Below are 17,510 nucleotides of genomic sequence, written 5' to 3' on the forward strand. Positions count from 1 at the left end.
GCCGAACCGGTGCGGCTGCTGGTGGTGTGCCTGGGCAACATCTGCCGTTCGCCCATGGCAGAAGGCATTCTTCGCGCTCGCATCGAGGCGTCGCCGCTGAGGGGCCGCGCGCTGGTCGATTCCGCTGGCACCGGTGATTGGCACGTGGGACGGCCGCCGGACCCTCGCGCCATTGCCACCGCCGCGCGCCATGGCGTCGACATCGCGGGGCTGCGCGCGCGCCAGTTCCGGCGTGCGGACGCCGAGCAGTTCGACTGGTTGCTCTGCGCCGACCGCGACAACCTGGCGGATGTGCAGGCCCGCCTCCAGCCCGATGCCCACCCGCGCGCGGCCCTGTTGCTGGAGTGGAGCGGGGTGGGGCGGGCGCTGGACGTTCCCGATCCGTATTACGGCGAACTGGACGGCTTCGAGCACAGCTGGCGGTTGCTGGAGCAAGCGGCGGATGGCGTGGTCGCACGCCTGCTTTCCGCCCCCGGTGGGCGAGGATGACCGCCAGCGCGCCCCCATTCGACGGCAAGGATTTCGTCCGCACCCTCAGCACCGCGCCGGGCGTCTACCGGATGGTCGCGGCGGATGAAACGGTGCTTTACGTCGGCAAGGCCGGCGCGCTGAAGAACCGGGTTTCCAGCTACTTCAACGCCACCCCCAAGTCGGCCCGGATCATGGCGATGCTGTCGCAGGTCGCGCGCATGGAAGTCACGGTCACCAGGACCGAGGCCGAGGCGCTGATCCTCGAGAACGAGCTCATCAAGTCGCTCAAGCCGCGCTACAACGTGCTGCTGCGCGACGACAAAAGCTATCCATACGTGCTGATGACCAACGAGACGTGGCCGCGGATCGCCATGCATCGTGGGCCGCGTTCCGTTCCGGGGCGCTATTTCGGGCCGTACCCCAGCGTGATGGCGGTGCGTGACACGCTGAACCTGATCCACAAGCTGTTCCGTCTGCGCAACTGCGAGGACAGCGTCTTCCGCAACCGCTCGCGACCGTGCCTGCAACACCAGATCGGTCGGTGCAGCGCACCGTGCGTGGGCTTGGTGCAGGCCCGCGACTACGCTGAAAGCGTCCGCCGTGCCACCCTGCTTCTCGAAGGTCGCAGTGACGAGCTGACCGGTGAGCTCACCAACGCAATGGAAGACGCGGCGGAGCGCCTGGACTTCGAGACTGCCGCGCGCCTTCGCGATCTCATTGCCTCGATCCGTACCCTGCAGGCGCGGCAGTACGTGGATGGCCGCGCTGCCGACCTGGACGTGCTCGCCATCGCCATGCACGGTGTGCAGGCCTGCGTGCTGCTGCTGGCGTTCCGCGACGGGCGCAACCTCGGCACCCGGGCGTTCTACCCGAAGACCAACGGCAGCGACAACCCCGAGGAAGTGCTGGCCGCCTTCGTCTCCCAGTACTACGGCGAACAGAACCCGCCGCGCGAAATCATCCTCGACCGCGATATCCCCGACCGCGACCTGATTGAACAGGCGCTGTCCGCTTCCAGCGATCGCCGGGTGCAGATCCGCCACAACGTGCGCGGCGAACGCGCCGGTTACGTCGACTTGGCCCGGCGCAACGCCGAGATGTCGCTGGCGGCCGAGCGCACCAGCCACGCGGCGCAGCACGCCCGTGCCCAAGGCCTGCGCGAACTGCTGGACATGCCCGAGTTGCCCAAGCGCATTGAATGCTTCGACATCAGTCACACCATGGGCGAGGCCACCGTCGCCTCGTGCGTGGTGTTCGACGCCGAAGGCCCGGTGCGCGGCCAATACCGCCGTTTCAACATCACCGGGATCCAGCCCGGGGACGATTACGCCGCCATGCACCAGGCCATCTACCGCCGTTTCCGACGGGCGATGGAGGAGCGGGGCGCGACCGCGGCGTCCGCGGAGGAGGCCCCGCTGGCCCGCGGCGAGGCCCCCGCATCTCCAGCCGCGTCAAGCGCTGAGCTTCACGGGGCGCCTGCCCAAGCGCGGAAACACCCCCGGGCCTCATCCGAACTGGGCGTTCTCCCTGACGTCCTGCTGATCGACGGCGGGGCGGGGCAGGTGGCCCAGGCCCGCGCCGTGCTCGACGAGCTGGGAGTGGAAGGCGTCCTGCTGGTGGGCGTGGCCAAGGGCCCCGAGCGGCGCCCCGGCGACGAGGAACTTCTGTTGCCTGACGGCCGCAACGTCCGCCCTGGGGCCGAGTCGCCCGCCCTGCAGCTCATCCAGCAGGTGCGCGACGAGGCCCACCGGTTTGCCATCACCGGCCATCGCGGGCGCCGGCAGAAAGCGCGCAATGTCAGCCGGCTGGAGGACATTCCCGGCATTGGTCCCCGCAGACGCGCTAATCTGTTGAAGCATTTTGGCGGCCTGGGGGGACTCAAGGCCGCGGGGGTCGAGGAAATTTCCCGGGTGGAGGGCATCAACGAAGCCCTCGCCGAGCGGATCTATGCGACCCTGCACGGACTGGACGCGCGGAGCGAATGATGAAGTTGACGGTACCCACCCTCCTGACCCTGCTGCGGATCGTCTTGATCCCGGTACTGGTCGCGGTGTTCTACCTGCCCTACAAGTGGACCAATTTCGCCGCCGCCTTCATTTTCGCCTTCGCCTCGGCCACCGACTGGCTCGATGGCTGGATTGCCCGTCGCTACAACCAGCATTCCGCCTTCGGCGCCTTTCTTGACCCGGTAGCGGACAAGCTGATGGTGGCCACCGCGCTGCTGTTGATCGTGCAGAAGCACCCGACGCCGTGGATGGCCCTGTGGGCGGCCGTGATCATCGGCCGCGAAATCGCCGTGTCCGCCCTGCGGGAATGGATGGCCGAGATTGGCCAGCGCGCCACGGTCAAGGTCGCCGCGATTGGCAAGCTCAAGACGGTGGTGCAGATGGTGGCGCTCACCGTGCTGCTGTACTCGGCGCCAGACAAACTGGGTAGCCCGCTTACCCTGCTGTTCAAGATTGGTGACTGGATGTTGGCCGTGGCGGCTTTGCTGACCTTGTGGTCTGGCATGGCATACCTGCGCGCCGCGTGGCCGAGTCTGCGCGAGGATGTGAAAACCAGTTGACAGCCCGCGTTCCATGCCTAAAATGGCGCTTCCTCTGCGGGAATAGCTCAGTTGGTAGAGCACGACCTTGCCAAGGTCGGGGTCGCGAGTTCGAGTCTCGTTTCCCGCTCCAGTTTCAAGGGGTTTTGCCCCGAGACAAGGCCCCGGAATCGGGGTTTTGTTTTTTCAGCGATTGCCTGGCGTGAATGGTGCAATCGTGGCTGCAGGCAGTATGCTGTGGCTTGTCGCGCAAGCGATCGTCATCCGGCCGGGTGGCAGAGTGGTTATGCAGCGGACTGCAAATCCGCGTACGCCGGTTCAATTCCGACCTCGGCCTCCAAACTTTAGGGCTCCGCTTCGGCGGGGCCCTTTTTTTGTAGAGAGTGCTATTCACAAACGTGTTTTTTGCTGTAGAATGACGCTCCCCGCGGGAATAGCTCAGTTGGTAGAGCACGACCTTGCCAAGGTCGGGGTCGCGAGTTCGAGTCTCGTTTCCCGCTCCAGATTCAGGGGTTCGCCCCACGCAAAGCCCCGCATCTGCGGGGCTTTGTTGTTTCAGGGCCCGGTTGGCGAAACTGGTAGACGCAAGGGACTTAAAATCCCTCGACCGCAAGGTCATGTCGGTTCGATCCCGACACCGGGCACACCCTGTACGGCGCGCATTTCCATTCGGGTTTGTCGCCGTCGCGTGAGAGGCGGGAGCCGCACGTGTGGGTAACGTCGGGGCATGGCTTCCTGGACCCCCACTTTCCCGATACGGGCCCTGTTGATCGCTGGGCTGCTCGCAGCGTGCGCCGGCGCGCAGGAGCCTTCGCAGGCGACGCGGCCCGTGTCCGACCCACTGCCCCCGAAAGCGACGCCCCAGCCCAGCTCACCGCCGCTGGGAGCAGTGCCCCGGGTAAACTCATCGCCTCCGGTAGCGGATCCCGAGCCTAGCTCACCGGCTGCGCCCGGCCTCCCTCCCGGCGTGGCGGCCTGCAGGGCGCGGCTGCGTACAACGGCCATGAGTGCCGGCATCGATGCGGATCTGTTCGACCGCCACGTGGCCACCGTCGGGCCAGATCCGACCGTACTGAGGTTTCTCGACGCGCAGCCCGAATTCACCACGCCGTTGTGGGATTACCTCGCCGGGCTCGTTGACGACGAGCGAGTCGCCGATGGACGCGAACAGTTGCGGGTCCATGCCGAACTCCTCGCTCGGGTCGCGCAACGCTACGGCGTCGATGCGGAGACTGTGGTTGCGGTATGGGGCGTGGAAAGCAACTTCGGGCGGACTTTTGGCAAGCGCCCGCTGCTCGTTTCGCTTGCCACCTTGGCCTGCCAGGGGCGCCGGCAGGCATTTTTCCGCGGCGAACTGATCGACACGCTGCACATCATCCAGTCCGGTGACGTCGCTCCCGAGGCGCTGGTGGGGTCCTGGGCCGGTGCATTCGGGCACACGCAGTTCATGCCGTCCACGTTCCGCCGTATCGCGGTCGACTTCGATGGCGACGGTCGCCGCGACCTGGCAGGCAACGTGGCCGATGCACTGGCGTCGACCGCCCACTTCCTCAGGCGGGCAGGTTGGCGGAGCGGTGAGCCGTGGGGCCATGAAGTAAGCGTGCCAGAGGGCACCTACCTGGGGCCGATAGGGCGCACGCATCGCGAGCCGCTGCGCTACTGGCTGGCAAGAGGGATCGTCCGTGCGGATGGCCAAGCCTTTGCGCTGGATGGCAACACACCTGCCGCGCTTCTCCTCCCTGTGGGACGCCGTGGACCTGCGTTCCTGGTCTTCCGCAACTTCCATGCGATGTACTCGTACAACGCCTCGGAGAGCTACGCACTGGCCATTGCGCTGCTCTCCGATCGGCTGAGGGGCCGGGCGGGGCTGAAGACCCCATGGCCGACCGACGACGCCGGGCTGTCGCGCATGGAGCGCCGGGAACTGCAGAGGCTGCTGCTGGCGCGTGGCCACGCCATCGGGGAAGCGGATGGGATTATCGGGACGGCGACGCGGCGGGCCATCGTGGCGGAGCAGCAACGATTGGGCCTGGTGCCGCAGGATGGGCGCGCGGGCCTGCGCATCCTGCAGGCGCTGCGTGGCATGCAGGAAAGCGAGCCCGGTGAATCACGCTAGTCGACAGGACGTTCCCGCGACACGTTATCCTGACCCGCAGATTGCCGATATGGACCGTCCATGGCCCGGTACGCCCCTTACGCGCTGAGCGTCCTGCTGATGCTGCTTTCGTTGCTGGCGTGGTTCAGCGCGGGAGGCGGTTGGTGGATCGCCGTGGTCGTGTTTGGTGCGTTGGCCGCGCTGGGCACGGCCGATCTGCTGCAGACCCGCAGCACGCTGCGCCGCAACTACCCGTTGCTGGCGCATTTCCGCTACAGCCTGGAATCGATTGGCCCGGAACTGCGGCAGTATTTTTTCCAGTCCGACACCATGGAAGTGCCGTACTCGCGCCAGCAACGGGCACTGATCTACCAGCGCTCCAAGTCGATCAACGACGTGTTGCCCTTCGGCAGCCAGCAGGACACGTATGCGGTGGATTACGAGTGGATCAACCACTCCATGGCGCCCACCCCGCACCGCAGCCATGATTTCCGCATCACGATTGGCGCGCAGAGTGCGCAGCCGTATTCGGCGAGTGTGTTCAACATCTCGGCCATGAGCTTTGGTGCGGTGTCTGCCAATGCCATCCGCGCGCTCAACAAGGGCGCCAAGCTGGGCAACTTCTACCATGACACGGGCGAAGGCTCGATCTCGCCCTATCACCGCGAGAACGGCGGCGACCTGGTGTGGGAGATCGGTTCGGGCTACTTCGGCTGTCGCAACGACGATGGCAGCTTCAGCGAGGAACGCTTCATCGCCAACGCGCGTGATCCGCAGGTCAAGATGATCGAGGTGAAACTGTCGCAAGGCGCCAAGCCGGGCCACGGTGGCGTACTGCCCGCGGCCAAGGTCAATGCGGAGATCGCGGTCACGCGCGGCGTGCCACAGGGCGTGGACTGCGTCTCGCCCGCGCGACACAGCGCGTTCGCCACGCCGCGCGAGTTGCTGGCATTCGTTGCGCGCCTGCGCGAGCTATCGGGGGGCAAGCCCACCGGCTTCAAGCTGGCCATTGGCCATCCGTGGGAATGGTTCGGCATTGCGAAGGCCATGGCCGAGACCGGCGTGTTGCCGGACTTCATTGTGGTCGATGGCGCCGAAGGCGGCACCGGCGCGGCGCCCGCCGAGTTCATCGACCACGTCGGCGTGCCGATGCACGAGGCGCTGATGCTGGTGCACAACACGCTGGTGGGACTCGAACTGCGTGACCGGATCCGGATTGGCGCGGCAGGGCGGATCAGCAGTGCGTTCGATATTGCCCGCACCCTGGCGATGGGGGCTGACTGGTGCAATGCCGGTCGTGCCTTCATGTTCGCCTTGGGCTGCATCCAGTCGCTGAGTTGCCACACCGACCATTGCCCCACGGGCATCGCCACGCAGGACAGTGCGCGCTGGAAGCATCTGGATGTCACCGACAAAGGGCAGCGGGTTTTCAACTTCCACCAGAACACGTTGAAGGCATTGCGCGACCTGTTGTGCGCGGCGGGACTGGAACACCCGGACCAGCTTGGGCCGGAGCACATCCTGCGCCGCGTGTCCGCGGTGGAGGTGCGTTCGCTGGGTGCTTTGTACGCGTTCCTCAAGCCGGGGGACCTGCTGGGGCGCATTCCCCCGCACGCGGTGTTCCAGCAATTCTGGGCATGCGCGAGCAGCGAGAGTTTCTCCGCGCCAGCCAGCGTGCAGTCACTGCGCAAGTCAAAGTTGGTGTGAAAGAAATTGCGCATGACCCCTTGGCAAGGGCAGGGGAGGATGCTGTATACTGCGCAGCCCTTCGGGGCGGTTAGCTCAGCGGTAGAGCATTGCCTTCACACGGCAAGGGTCACAGGTTCGATCCCTGTACCGCCCACCATTACGCGTAAGAAAAAGAGCCGGCGAAAGCCGGCTTTTTTTCGTCGTAACTATTTGATTCTACTGTGGCAGCTCCGCACGCCGTGCGCGTGGCCTCGCACGCAGGGCGCGACGCGCGGCGCGTGTGCGCACGCGGTGCGTGCGGGGTGTTCATACAGCCCTTTTCCTGCATGTACAGCCGACCGCGCAACCGAGACGGACCGTGGAGAAACCCCTGCGCACGCCCTGGGCCGAACACGCGCACCGCGTGCGGGGCACACGCGCAATGCGCGTGCGCAGGTGGGTGACTATTCGCCTTCGTAGCGACGGATTGGTGCGGCAACCTCGGCGGCGCCGGGCATCAAGCAATCGGCGATGATTCGCGCCCGCGCGCTCTCGTGGGCGGGGTACTCAAATGCAACGACACCGCCAGGACCCGGTCAGGTTGCCCCGGTCGCGTCTTCTTGGGTGTCGAAGCTGTCTTCGTTGCTGGCCAGGTTGTCCTCCAGCGATTCGGGAATGCCCGACGCCGGAAGCCACTGCCGCAGCCTGCGCTGAAGTTCCGACGCGACGTCGATCTCTGCCTCCATCCAAGGGGTGCTGCGGCCCGCGACCATCTGGGTCCAGGCCTGGAAGCTTTCGCGTGGGCCAATCTTCATGCTTCCCGCGCGCTGAAATGGCCCCTCGGGGCGGCCAGCCCACGTAACTTCAGTGATGCGTTCCCGCCGCAGCAACACCAGCCACCGGTGTTGCCCGACCCGGATGGCGAGCAGACCGGCGTAGGGACAGGAGGTGTCCGTCGTCCACTCCTCGCGAGCATGGGACCAATGCACCGCCGTACGGAGGCCGCCCAGCCGCACGGAAACGTCGCGCATTGCCTGGATGGGCAGCAGCCGGCCCTCTGCGGCTTCGGCAGTCGTGTCCACCAGGCACGCTGCATGCGCGCGGAAGGCCCTGCGCATGGTCGTCAGTTCGGGCACCCCGACGCGCAATGTCTCCTGATAGGCGCAATTGGCCAGGAACGGCAGCTTCTCCCGCAGGATCGCCACCTGTTGGCTGCTTCGGCGCAGGTGCTCGGATTCCACGCGCATGGAGACGAACAAGCCAAAGAGGTAGGCCGCCCGCCGTGCGATGGGACTGACGGCACGGGGCTCAAGGTGGTGGCAGGCGATCAGCCCCCACAAGCGTCCCTCGCACACGATGGAGATGGACATCGACGCGGCCACGCCCATGTTGGCGAGGTATTGCACGTGTACCGGTGAGACGCTGCGCAGGTACGCCTGGCCCAGGTCGACTTCAGCGCCATCCTTCATGCGCTGGGGCACCAGTGGTTGAGGCTCGTAGTGGATGTCCGGAATGATCCGCACCCGGTTGCTGACGTACAGGCTCCGGGCCTGCGGGGGGATGTCGCTGGCCGGGAAGCGCAGGCCCAGATACGACGGCACCTCGGGCGCACGCGCCTCGGCCACGACCTCGCCGGACTGGTCCTCCAGGAAGCGATAGACCATCACCCGGTCATAGCCCGTCAGCTGCCTCACCTCGTCAGCCACTACCGTGAGCAGTGACTCCGCAACGGTGGATGTCACCGACAACACCATCTGCTGCGAGAGCTCCTGTGCAGAACCCCGGTCGTTCCCAATTTCCTCGATCTCGATATGCGCCAGGCCTTGGGAGACGTGCATTCCCAATTCGTGAATCGTCCCGTTCGGTCCGAGGTTGGTTGAGGTGACAGGCACGGGCGGCTGGTTCACCGACATGCTTGCCGCCGCACGACGCAGCGTGTCCACGATCGCGACGCCGACCAATGCCTGCAGTTCGGTTCCCACCAGCTCGGAAATCGACAGGCCGAACATCGTGCCGGCGTTGGCACTGGCGTGGGCGACGGTCCAATCGGCGAGGGCGACGCTCAACAGCACGCCATGGGGTTGAATGGCGCCGCAGAGGTGGATCTGCTCTTCGGCGCAATGGTCCAAACGTGCTTGTGCGGTCATCGTGAACAGTCTTGGTCGTGGAGGCGGAAGCAGCGGTGGGCGAGGTCGAAGGTGGCGATCGCTGACCCGATCGCGGCAGGATGCGCGGCAGGGGGTACGCCTTCCAAAGCGGCAAGGAAGGCAGGCCAGTGCGCCCGGTCCAGGGATTCGTCGACCACGAACCGCGCGCCACGTTCAGGCGACAACCCCAGCGGCAGCAGGCGTCGGGCCAGCACGCGTGCTCCCAGCGAGGCGCCTTCGACCACATAGCGGGCACCCCAGTAGCCATCCGCGGAAATCGGGATGGGAGGGGGCGCTGGAAGCGGGGTGAGGTCGAGCGCGCGCAGATCGGATTCCATGCGCTGCAGCCGCTCGGCGAGGAAGCAGGGCGCATGCCCGTGCAGCGCCAGCGATGCCGACAGGCACTTGGAAAAGGCATGCATGCTGCGCAGATAGCGGGCGTAGTCCGCCAGTCGCCACTCGTCGCCAACGAGCAGTTCAAGCGCTGCGTGCCCTGACTGGGTGGCGACCCGCAATTCCTCGCGTAGGGGCGAGTTGCCCATGCATTGCCCCCACATACTGACCGACCGATTCGCGACTGTGTTCCAAACCCTATGCGCGGCCGGACGGCGAGTGTTTTAGCACACTGGGGGCGCAGGCCATGTGAGCAAGATTCGCATGAATCGGGCGTAACGCATGCGGGCGGAGGGCAGTGGGGGCCCTGCTTTGCTGAATGTGTTGCTGAAGAGCGTTACGGTGAAAAAGTGTTGGACGTCACTCTTTCACGCAGCGGTGAAGAGGAGCTCGCGACCGCACGCGTTCCATCAAGAGGATTGCCGCGGTTCCCTCCCCGCGGGAGCGGCCAAGCCGGACCTCGGTCGCCCGGTATAGTCCCCGCTAGGCGTCGCACATGCGTCGACGCATCCGGGACTGTTTTGATGAACGACGACTCGACGCGATCGACCCCACACCCCGCGTCCGGCGGGGCCCAGCCAGGCTCCGGCTTTGCGGCGCAGGTGCTGGCACAGAAGCGCCTTGAGGCGCTCACCGCGGCGACGTCGGATGTGGTGTACCGCATGAGCGCCGACTGGTCGGAAATGCAGCCGCTCGACGGACGGGGTTTAGTGGCGAGCAACGATGCCCCCGTGCGCGATTGGATGGAACGCAATCTTCCAGCGGACGAACACGCACGCGTACGGGCCGCCATCGCCCGGGCCATCGCCGACAAGGACTTGTTCGAACTCGAGCACCGCGTCCTCCGGCCGGAAGACGCCGATGGGTGGACGTACTCGCGCGCTGTACCCGTTCTGGACGAAGACGGCGACATCATCGAGTGGTTCGGCCTGGCACGGGACATCACCGAGGCCAAGCGAGCGCAGGCAACGCTGCAGGAGAGTGAGCAGCGTTTCCGGGCAGTGTTTGAGCAGTCGACCGGCGGGATTGCGCAGGTGGACCTGGACGGTCGGTACGTTCTGGTGAACGACCGCTACTGCGCGATTGTAGGTCGCAGCCGCGAGGAGTTGCTGACGCTGAAGATGCAGGATCTGACGCATCCAGAGGATCTTGACGTCAATCTTTCCTTGTTCGCGGAGCTGGTGCACGGCCACAGGTCCAGTGTCACCATCGAGAAACGCTACCTGCGACCCGACGGTTCGGAGGTATGGGCACAAAACTCCGTTTCTGCAGTCCGCGGGTCCAATGGGGACGTGCGTTTCATCACCGCCATGGTGGCGGATATCTCGGATCTGCGAGGCGCCAAGGAGCGACAATCCGCCCTTGCAGCCCAACGCCAACTGGCACTGGACGCTGCCCGGCTGGGCTGGTGGCAATACGAACCCGCGACGGGTGTTGTGAGCCACGACGCGCGATACGCGGAGATCTACGGCATCCCGGGAGCGGGCCCTCGCCATGTAGATGAGATCAAGCAGCTCCTGCATCCGGAGGATGCGCCGCGCCTTTGGGCTGCGGTGGAGGCGGCCGCTCGGCCGGTCGACCCGGTTCCCTACGCGGTGGAGTATCGGATCCGTCGCCCTGATGGGGCAGTCCGTTGGCTCGAAGCACGTGGCATCGCCTCGTTTGAAGGGCGAGGGGCCCAACGCGTTGTCTCGTCTTTCGTGGGTACCGTGGGCGATGTGACGGAGCGACGTGTGGCGGAGGAAGTGCTGCGGGAAAATGAGGCGCGGTTCCGGCTGATGGCCGACGCGTCGCCTGCCGCGCTTTGGCTCACCGATCCCCGGGGGCATTGCACCTTCCTTTCGCGCCAGTGGTACGAGACGACGGGCCAGACCGAGCAGGAAGCCCTGGGCATCGGATGGACGAAGGCGCTTCATCCCGAGGAGCAGGAGCGCGCGGCCGCTGCATTCCTTCAGGCCAATGCTGCAAGGACCTTCTACCAGAGCGAATTCCGACTGCGTACGAGCGACGGGACCTATCATTGGGCGATCGATTTGGGACGCCCCTGGTTCTCCGAAGACGGGCAGTACGCCGGAATGGTGGGCGTGGTGTTCGACATCGACGCACGCAAGCGGGCCGAGCAGGCACTCGCCGAGGCCAGCCAGCGCAAGGACCAGTTCCTGGCGACGCTGGCCCACGAGCTGCGAAACCCGCTGGCGCCGATTTCCAACGCATTGCAGCTGTGGCCCCTGCTGGATCACCAGCCGGAGGAAGAGAAGAAGCTGCGGGCGATGATGGGGCGGCAGGTGAAGCAGATGGTCCATCTCATTGATGACCTGCTCGATGTGTCCCGCATCACCCGGGGGCGGATCGAACTGAGACCGGAGCGGCTCGACCTGCGGGCAGCGCTGGAGGCCGCGCTGGAGGCGCAGCGCCCGTTCCTGGAGTCGCACCGCCACCAACTGACCATGGATGTCTCCTGCGACCCGCTGCTGGTGGATGCGGACCTGGGCCGGCTGGTGCAGATCTTCGGGAACGTGCTCCACAACGCCATCAAGTACACCCCGACCGGCGGGAAGATCCGGTTGACCGCGCAGCGTGCCGGCGAGCAGGTGCTGGTTTCCGTCGCCGACAACGGCGCGGGCATACCCGGAGAAATGCTCACGTCGATCTTCGAGATATTCACCCAGGTGGACCAGTCCCTGGGGCGGACCCACGGAGGGCTGGGCATCGGTCTCACCTTGGTGAAGAACTTGGTCGAACTGCATGGCGGCCAGGTGGAGGCCAGAAGCGAAGGCATGGGCCGGGGCAGCGAGTTCGTGGTTCGTCTCCCTCTTGCACCAGGAGTCGTTGACGTGGTTCCGGCTTCCGCGCCGCCGCACGTGTCCCTCCAACCTCTCTTGCCGCGCCGCGTGCTCGTCGTCGATGATGTCGAGGCTTCCGCGAACACGTTTGCCTTGCTGCTGGAAGGCCTCGGACAGGAGGCGCTCGCTGTGTATAGCGGTGAGGCGGCGACACGCGCGATGCAGGAGTTTGCGCCGCAGGTTGCCTTCGTGGACATCGCCATGCCCGGCATGGATGGTTATGAAGTCGCCAGGCAGATCCGCGCCACCCTGGGCGCGCGCCCTGTTCTTGTGGCACTGACCGGCTACGGACAGGAAGAGGACCGGCGTCGGGCGATGGCGGCAGGGTTCGACCACCACCTCGTCAAGCCTGCCAGCGTCGATGCAGTCCACGCACTGCTCAGGACGCTCCCAAGGGCCGAGCCCGTTGACGGCCAATTGGATGCCCATTCCGCCTGAGCGCGCTCACCGTGCGGGTGGGATCGGTGGCCCGCTCGCTAACTTTTGAAACGAGCTTCGCGTGTTGTCGTGGAGGTTCCCTCAAACAAGGAACCTCGCATAGCGTTGATCAGCCTGCCGACCAAGGATGCCGCGATCCCGACGTTGGAAGAGTTCGCGCGGCAATGGGTCGTGGATATGCAGCCGCAGTGGAAAGCTGGATTCGACCACCAAGTGCGACACCGCCGATCAGCCGAACAGGCGTGGAACGTCCGCTTCTGGCCGGTTGTGGATGACCGCCCCCTGCCAGGTGTCATCGCCGCATCGAGGCCGCTCGTCCGATCAGACCTCGATGACAACCCGCTCCGGAGACGTGTCAACGATCGCATGCGGCACGAACCGCGCGCTGTCATGGGTGATGGGGCTGTCGTCCTCCCGGACTCCGATGCCACAGGCGCGGTCACCGACCACCCAGCTGCCCACCATCGGGTAGCGGCCGTCGAATGCCGGCAGGGGATGCAGCGCCTGGCGGATTGCCGGTCCATCGTAGGGACCGGATTCGCTCAGCAATCGCCCGTCCGGGTAACGCATGGCCACGTTGGCGCCTTCGCGCGAGAAGAGCGGCTTGCGTACCCATCCGCGCTGGAGTTCACCTCCCTCGTCAAAGTGCGCTTCCAGCAGGTTGGGATGGCCGCGGTGGCGCTCCCATAGCAGCGGCAGTACGCCCTTGTTGCTCAGCACCAGCTTCCACGCTGGCTCCAGCAATTGGAGGTCTGACCGCAGCAGCTCCACGCCAAACGGGTCGTTGAACAGATCCTCCAGCGGATACAGCTTGAACAGGCTGCCGATGGCGACATCGTCCAGGTCGGTGAATCGGCCATCCTCCGCGACGCCGATGTCCTCCAGCGCAATCATCCCGGCCGGGAAGCCGGCCTGCGCTGCGCAGTCGTGCAGGTAGGACACCGTGCCCTGGTCCTCGACGCTGTTGCCCACGGCCGCGAAATACATCGGCGGCTTGAGGCGGGACGCGAGCTCGCCGAACCGTTCAACAAGCGCTTCGTGGATGGCGTTGAACTGGTCCGCATGGGAGGGGAGGGCGCCACGATCCCGCTGGTTCTCCAGCCACTCCCATTGGAAGAACGCGGCTTCGTACAGCGACGTTGGCGTGTCGTAGTTCAACTCATACAGCTTCGCCGGCCCGTGGCCGTCGTAGGCCAGGTCCATGCGTCCGTAGAGATGCGGGTCGCGGCGGCGCCAACTTTGCGCCACGTAATCACGGAATGGCTCGGGAATGGACAGCCGCTGCATGAGTGCTTCGCTGCCCACCACCTCGTCCACCAGCGCAAGCGCCATCTGGTGCAACTCGGCGGTCGGATCTTCCAGATCGCGCTCGATCTGCTCCAGGGTGAACGCGTAGTACGCGCTCTCGTCCCAGTAGGGCGCGCCGTTGATGGTGTGGAACTGGAAGCCGCAGTCCTCCGCGCGCCGACGCCAGTCCGGACGCGGGGCAATGGCGAGGCGGCGCATCAGCCGCCGAAGCTGCCGGAGCGGCTGGCCGATGTGGCGCCGAAACCGCCCCGTCGCACCGTCATCGCGCGATCGGGCTGGGCGTCCACGCGGGTGAGGGCGGTCGCCGCACCGCCAGCGGCCGAGGGGCCCGGCTTGAGCCAGTCATTGTGCGCGGTGCGGAAGGCGGGCTGGCCCTTGGTGGTGCCTGCGGGCGGCGGTGCGCCCGCAGGGCCGGGGGCCAGGCCGGCGTTGCGCCCGTTGAGCATCTGCGACAGAAAGAAGCCGGTCATCAACGGGCCGATAAACGAGTGGCCGCCCGTTGCCTGCTGGGTGCCGCATTGGCCCTGCCCGAACTGGGATTCGCACTCGGCCACGGACGCAAACTTGGGAGCCGCTTCGGCCGCCTGCAACTTGGCCTGGTCGAAAGCCTGTTTGCACATGTACGGGTTCTGGGTCTTGTCCACGCAGGCTTCGACCGAAGTGAACAAGCCTTCCGCGGTCTGTACGTCCGGCTCCTGGGAGCAGGCAATGAGAAGAAGGGGAGCCGAGCCCATCAGCACCAGAGCGGTTTTGCGGGAGCGTTTCATGGGAACCGGGAGGCGTTGTGTCGTGGACATCAGGATACGTCATGGGGCCGTAGGGCGGCGCCTGGTTGGTGGTCGGGCGTCATCGCGATGCCGTGTGGGCGCTTGCGCCGCGCCCGCGGACGCTGCCCGCAGGCCGCGCCCGGCGTAGGAAGCCAGCAGCGGCATCGCAACCGCCCAACCCAACGCCAGGGCGATCAAGGCAGCCTCGGGCGGCTCGGCGAACCGCACCGACCCCCAGCCTTGTCCTGCCCCCCAGTACGCCGCAGGCCCACCCACCGCCCCCAGCAAGGCCGCTAGGGTAGGGCGGGCGTGCAACGCACCGAGCAGGGGAACGATGGTCAGGGCAAAGCCTACCCACAGAGCCAGGATCCAGGGGGGCACCCCCCCCACTGGCCCGGAGGCCTCGTAATGCAGCAACCCCCCACCCACCCAGAGGCTTTCCAGAGACAGGCCGAGCACTAGCGCCAAGGCCACGAGGTGGAGTTCGAGGCCCCGCCAAGGCGAAACGGTCAGGCGCCACGCCGCAAAGAGCCCCACCGCCAAGACACCAGGCCACCAATGCCCGTGGCCAGCCCCCATTACGGCGGCAAACCACGTCGCCTGGTGGGCCAGAAGCGTCACCCAGAAGTTCATGAAGAGTATTCCCGGAGGGGATGCATACCCCGGATACGGCCTTGGACCCACCGCGGATGCAGGACTGCATCCGAAAGACGGTCCGCGCCGTATTCACTTCCAGACACCCCGACTCGCGTGAAACCTGACTAACATGCAAGCCACCCCCGCCCATGGAGACCTGTCGCCCTTCGAGGTGGCCAGAGCCATGTTGACCACGGACGCTAAGCCCGGTGATCCCGGCTACTGGTCGGGCCTGATGCTGTCTGTCGCCCAACGGCGTGACCAGGACTGTTTCATGCGCATCTACGACCACTTCGCCCCGCGCGTGCGCTTGTACCTGCGCGGCTTGGGCGTAGGCGAAGCGGTGGCCGAGGACCTGGCCCAGGAGGCGATGCTGCGCCTGTGGCAGCGGGCAGACTCCTACGACGCAAGCCGTAGCAGCATTGCGACATGGCTGTTCCGAATCGCGCGCAACCTGCACATCGACCGGCTGCGACGCGAGACCCACTGGACCACGGTGGAGACGCCCCTCGACATCCAGGAGGAGCCCCATCGCGCGGACTTCTCCACTGCCGAGAGTTACGTCGCCCACGTCGACCTGAACGAACGAATCGAACGCTTGCCCGCCATCCAGGCTCGCCTACTGCGCATGTCCTACTTCGAAGCCAAATCTCATCTGCAAATTTCCACCGAGTTGGGCATGCCGCTGGGCACGGTCAAGTCGCATATCCGTCGCGCCTTCCAGCGTTTGCAGGCCGGCCTGCAGGAGACCGCATGAACCCGCGCCACCACCTTGACGAGGCAACCCTGGTCAGCCGCGCCGCTGGTGCGCTGTCGGAGGAGATGGCGGCGGTCGTGGACACCCACCTGGACGGCTGCGCGCACTGCAGGGGGTTGCTCGCGCAGGCCGAGGGGGTAGGTGGCACGCTGTTGATGCAGCAGCAGCCACTGGATGCCGACGCCGCTCGGGTAGAGCAGTTGCGCCGGCAGATGCTTGAGCGGTTGGCCGACAACCTGCCCCCCCAAGCCAGCGTCGCACCTCTTGAGCCGCGTCATGCCCCCGATCGTCTGCCCCGACCCTTGCGGCGGTACTTCGGTGACTCATGGTCAACGCTGCGCTGGCGCTGGGTGGCGCCGGGCGTACACATGATCCGCGCGCCCCACACCGGGGGCGATAACCTGATCCTGTTGAAGATCGCGCCGGGCAAGAGCATGCCCGTGCACAGCCACCAGAGCGCGGAACTCACGCAGATCCTGAAGGGGGCCTACGATGACGAGTTGGGGCACTTCGCGCCGGGCGACATCGCCGACCTGGACAACGAGGTCGAGCACCGGCCGGTGACCTCCCCGGGCGTGCCGTGCATCTGCGTGGCCGCACTCAACGGGCCGCTGCAGTTCCGCGGCTGGTTCGCGCGCAAGCTGCAGCCGATGGTAGGACTCTGACAGCGGGTGTCCGCCGGCCTGGCGCCGGCGGGGCAAGCTTGAGGATCAGACCCTTTACCGTGGCCTGTGCAGCAGGGACAGGAATTCCTTGCGCAGCGCTGCATCGGCCAGGAAGCGCCCACGCATCACGCTGTTGACCATCTTGGACTCGTCGTCCTTCACCCCGCGCCAGTGCATGCAGTAGTGGTCGGCCTCCATCACCACCGCCAGCCCGTCGGGTTTGATGTGCGCCTGCAGAAGGTTTGCGATCTGGCTGACCGCTTCCTCCTGGATCTGCGGGCGGCTCATGATCCAGTCCACCATGCGTGCGTACTTCGACAACCCGATCAGGTGGGAGTCCGCGTCGGGCAGCACGCCGATCCAGATCCGCCCCATGATGGGGCACAGGTGGTGCGAGCACGCGCTGCGCACCCGCAGCGGACCGACGATCATCAGCTCGTTCAACCGCTCGGCGTTTGGAAATTCAGTCACGTCCGGTGCCGCGTGGTAGCGGCCGGCGAATAATTCGCGCACGAACATCTTGGCCAGCCGCTTGCCCGTTTCGCGCGTGTTGTGGTCATGATCCACGTCGATGACCAGGGCGCGGAGCAGGTCCTGCGCGTGCATGGCGACCTCCTGCTCGATCTGTTCCAGTTCCCCCGGTTGCAGGTAGTGGACGATGTTGTCGTTGGCGTGGAAGCGCACCCCCGCCGCCTGAAGGCGTTCGGTCACTCGACGCGAGGTCGGCGTATGGGGGAAATGGGGCAGGGAATCGGGGTCGCGCAAGGGCTGGAGCAT

Annotated in this window: 14 protein-coding genes and 5 tRNA genes; 13 read left to right on the forward strand and 6 right to left on the reverse strand. The window is 66.0% G+C overall.

Translation table 11 applies throughout. The annotated features are described in order from the left end of the window. Nucleotides 1-9 precede the first annotated feature (9 nt). From AC3ARF_RS06590 to AC3ARF_RS06635, 10 genes are all read left to right on the forward strand, one after another. Nucleotides 10-489, forward strand: a complete 480-nt coding sequence (locus tag AC3ARF_RS06590) for a low molecular weight protein-tyrosine-phosphatase (protein ID WP_498931786.1) — start codon at nucleotides 10-12, stop codon at nucleotides 487-489. Continuing rightward, complete coding sequence (uvrC, locus tag AC3ARF_RS06595; protein ID WP_498931412.1) at nucleotides 486-2,456, forward strand: excinuclease ABC subunit UvrC; 1,971 nt, start codon at nucleotides 486-488, stop codon at nucleotides 2,454-2,456. Before AC3ARF_RS06590 ends, uvrC begins: the two co-directional genes overlap by 4 nt. Then, nucleotides 2,456-3,037, forward strand: coding sequence for a CDP-diacylglycerol--glycerol-3-phosphate 3-phosphatidyltransferase (gene pgsA / locus AC3ARF_RS06600; RefSeq protein ID WP_498931414.1), 582 nt, complete (start codon nucleotides 2,456-2,458; stop codon nucleotides 3,035-3,037). Before uvrC ends, pgsA begins: the two co-directional genes overlap by 1 nt. Before the next feature lie 36 nt (nucleotides 3,038-3,073). Beyond that, nucleotides 3,074-3,149 (forward strand) — tRNA-Gly (locus AC3ARF_RS06605). A 133-nt stretch (nucleotides 3,150-3,282) separates the two neighbouring features. Then, nucleotides 3,283-3,356, forward strand: a tRNA-Cys gene (locus AC3ARF_RS06610). An 87-nt stretch (nucleotides 3,357-3,443) separates the two neighbouring features. Next, nucleotides 3,444-3,519 (forward strand) — tRNA-Gly (locus AC3ARF_RS06615). 57 nt (nucleotides 3,520-3,576) lie between these two features. Then, nucleotides 3,577-3,660, forward strand: a tRNA-Leu gene (locus tag AC3ARF_RS06620). 236 nt (nucleotides 3,661-3,896) lie between these two features. Next, a complete protein-coding gene (locus AC3ARF_RS06625) occupies nucleotides 3,897-5,132 on the forward strand; it encodes a lytic murein transglycosylase (protein WP_498931788.1) in 1,236 nt (411 codons plus the stop codon). 60 nt (nucleotides 5,133-5,192) lie between these two features. Next, on the forward strand, nucleotides 5,193-6,818 hold the full coding sequence (locus tag AC3ARF_RS06630) for an FMN-binding glutamate synthase family protein (RefSeq protein ID WP_498931416.1): 1,626 nt from the start codon (nucleotides 5,193-5,195) through the stop codon (nucleotides 6,816-6,818). Nucleotides 6,819-6,882: 64 nt separating this feature from the next. After that, nucleotides 6,883-6,957 (forward strand) — tRNA-Val (locus AC3ARF_RS06635). 418 nt (nucleotides 6,958-7,375) lie between these two features. Here the strand turns inward: AC3ARF_RS06635 and AC3ARF_RS06640 are convergent. Further along, a complete protein-coding gene (locus AC3ARF_RS06640) occupies nucleotides 7,376-8,926 on the reverse strand; it encodes a GAF domain-containing protein (protein ID WP_498931418.1) in 1,551 nt (516 codons plus the stop codon). Then, nucleotides 8,923-9,468 carry a biliverdin-producing heme oxygenase gene (locus tag AC3ARF_RS06645; RefSeq protein ID WP_498931420.1) on the reverse strand — a complete coding sequence of 182 codons (546 nt, stop codon included), beginning with the start codon at nucleotides 9,466-9,468 and terminating at the stop codon, nucleotides 8,923-8,925. The genes AC3ARF_RS06640 and AC3ARF_RS06645 overlap by 4 nt, the downstream gene beginning before the upstream one ends. 375 nt (nucleotides 9,469-9,843) lie before the next feature. Between AC3ARF_RS06645 and AC3ARF_RS06650 the strand changes: the two genes are divergently transcribed. Further along, the gene (locus AC3ARF_RS06650) at nucleotides 9,844-12,600 is read left to right on the forward strand and encodes a PAS domain S-box protein (protein WP_498931422.1); all 2,757 of its coding nucleotides are present in this window, start codon (nucleotides 9,844-9,846) and stop codon (nucleotides 12,598-12,600) included. A gap of 321 nt (nucleotides 12,601-12,921) precedes the next feature. Here AC3ARF_RS06650 and AC3ARF_RS06655 read toward each other — a convergent pair whose 3' ends face one another. From AC3ARF_RS06655 to AC3ARF_RS06665, 3 genes are read right to left on the reverse strand one after another with little or no spacing between them, the layout of a single operon-like run. Continuing rightward, entirely contained in the window at nucleotides 12,922-14,106 is a 1,185-nt protein-coding gene (locus AC3ARF_RS06655; RefSeq protein ID WP_498931424.1) for a glutathionylspermidine synthase family protein, read from the reverse strand. After that, entirely contained in the window at nucleotides 14,106-14,675 is a 570-nt protein-coding gene (locus tag AC3ARF_RS06660) for a DUF1190 domain-containing protein (RefSeq protein ID WP_498931426.1), read from the reverse strand. Before AC3ARF_RS06660 ends, AC3ARF_RS06655 begins: the two co-directional genes overlap by 1 nt. 39 nt (nucleotides 14,676-14,714) lie before the next feature. Beyond that, a complete protein-coding gene (locus AC3ARF_RS06665; protein WP_498931428.1) occupies nucleotides 14,715-15,308 on the reverse strand; it encodes a DUF2878 domain-containing protein in 594 nt (197 codons plus the stop codon). A gap of 133 nt (nucleotides 15,309-15,441) precedes the next feature. On the opposite strand from AC3ARF_RS06665, the gene AC3ARF_RS06670 reads away from it, so the two are divergent. Both AC3ARF_RS06670 and AC3ARF_RS06675 read left to right on the forward strand, forming a co-directional pair. Next, a complete protein-coding gene (locus tag AC3ARF_RS06670) occupies nucleotides 15,442-16,068 on the forward strand; it encodes a sigma-70 family RNA polymerase sigma factor (RefSeq protein WP_498931429.1) in 627 nt (208 codons plus the stop codon). Next, nucleotides 16,065-16,733, forward strand: coding sequence for a ChrR family anti-sigma-E factor (locus tag AC3ARF_RS06675; RefSeq protein ID WP_498931431.1), 669 nt, complete (start codon nucleotides 16,065-16,067; stop codon nucleotides 16,731-16,733). The genes AC3ARF_RS06670 and AC3ARF_RS06675 overlap by 4 nt, the downstream gene beginning before the upstream one ends. A gap of 54 nt (nucleotides 16,734-16,787) precedes the next feature. On the opposite strand, the gene folE is transcribed toward AC3ARF_RS06675, so the two are convergent. Continuing rightward, the gene (folE, locus tag AC3ARF_RS06680) at nucleotides 16,788-17,444 is read right to left on the reverse strand and encodes a GTP cyclohydrolase I (RefSeq protein ID WP_498931432.1); all 657 of its coding nucleotides are present in this window, start codon (nucleotides 17,442-17,444) and stop codon (nucleotides 16,788-16,790) included. Between the last annotated feature and the right edge of the window lie 66 nt (nucleotides 17,445-17,510).

Source organism: Lysobacter sp. KACC 24251, assembly GCF_057747755.1.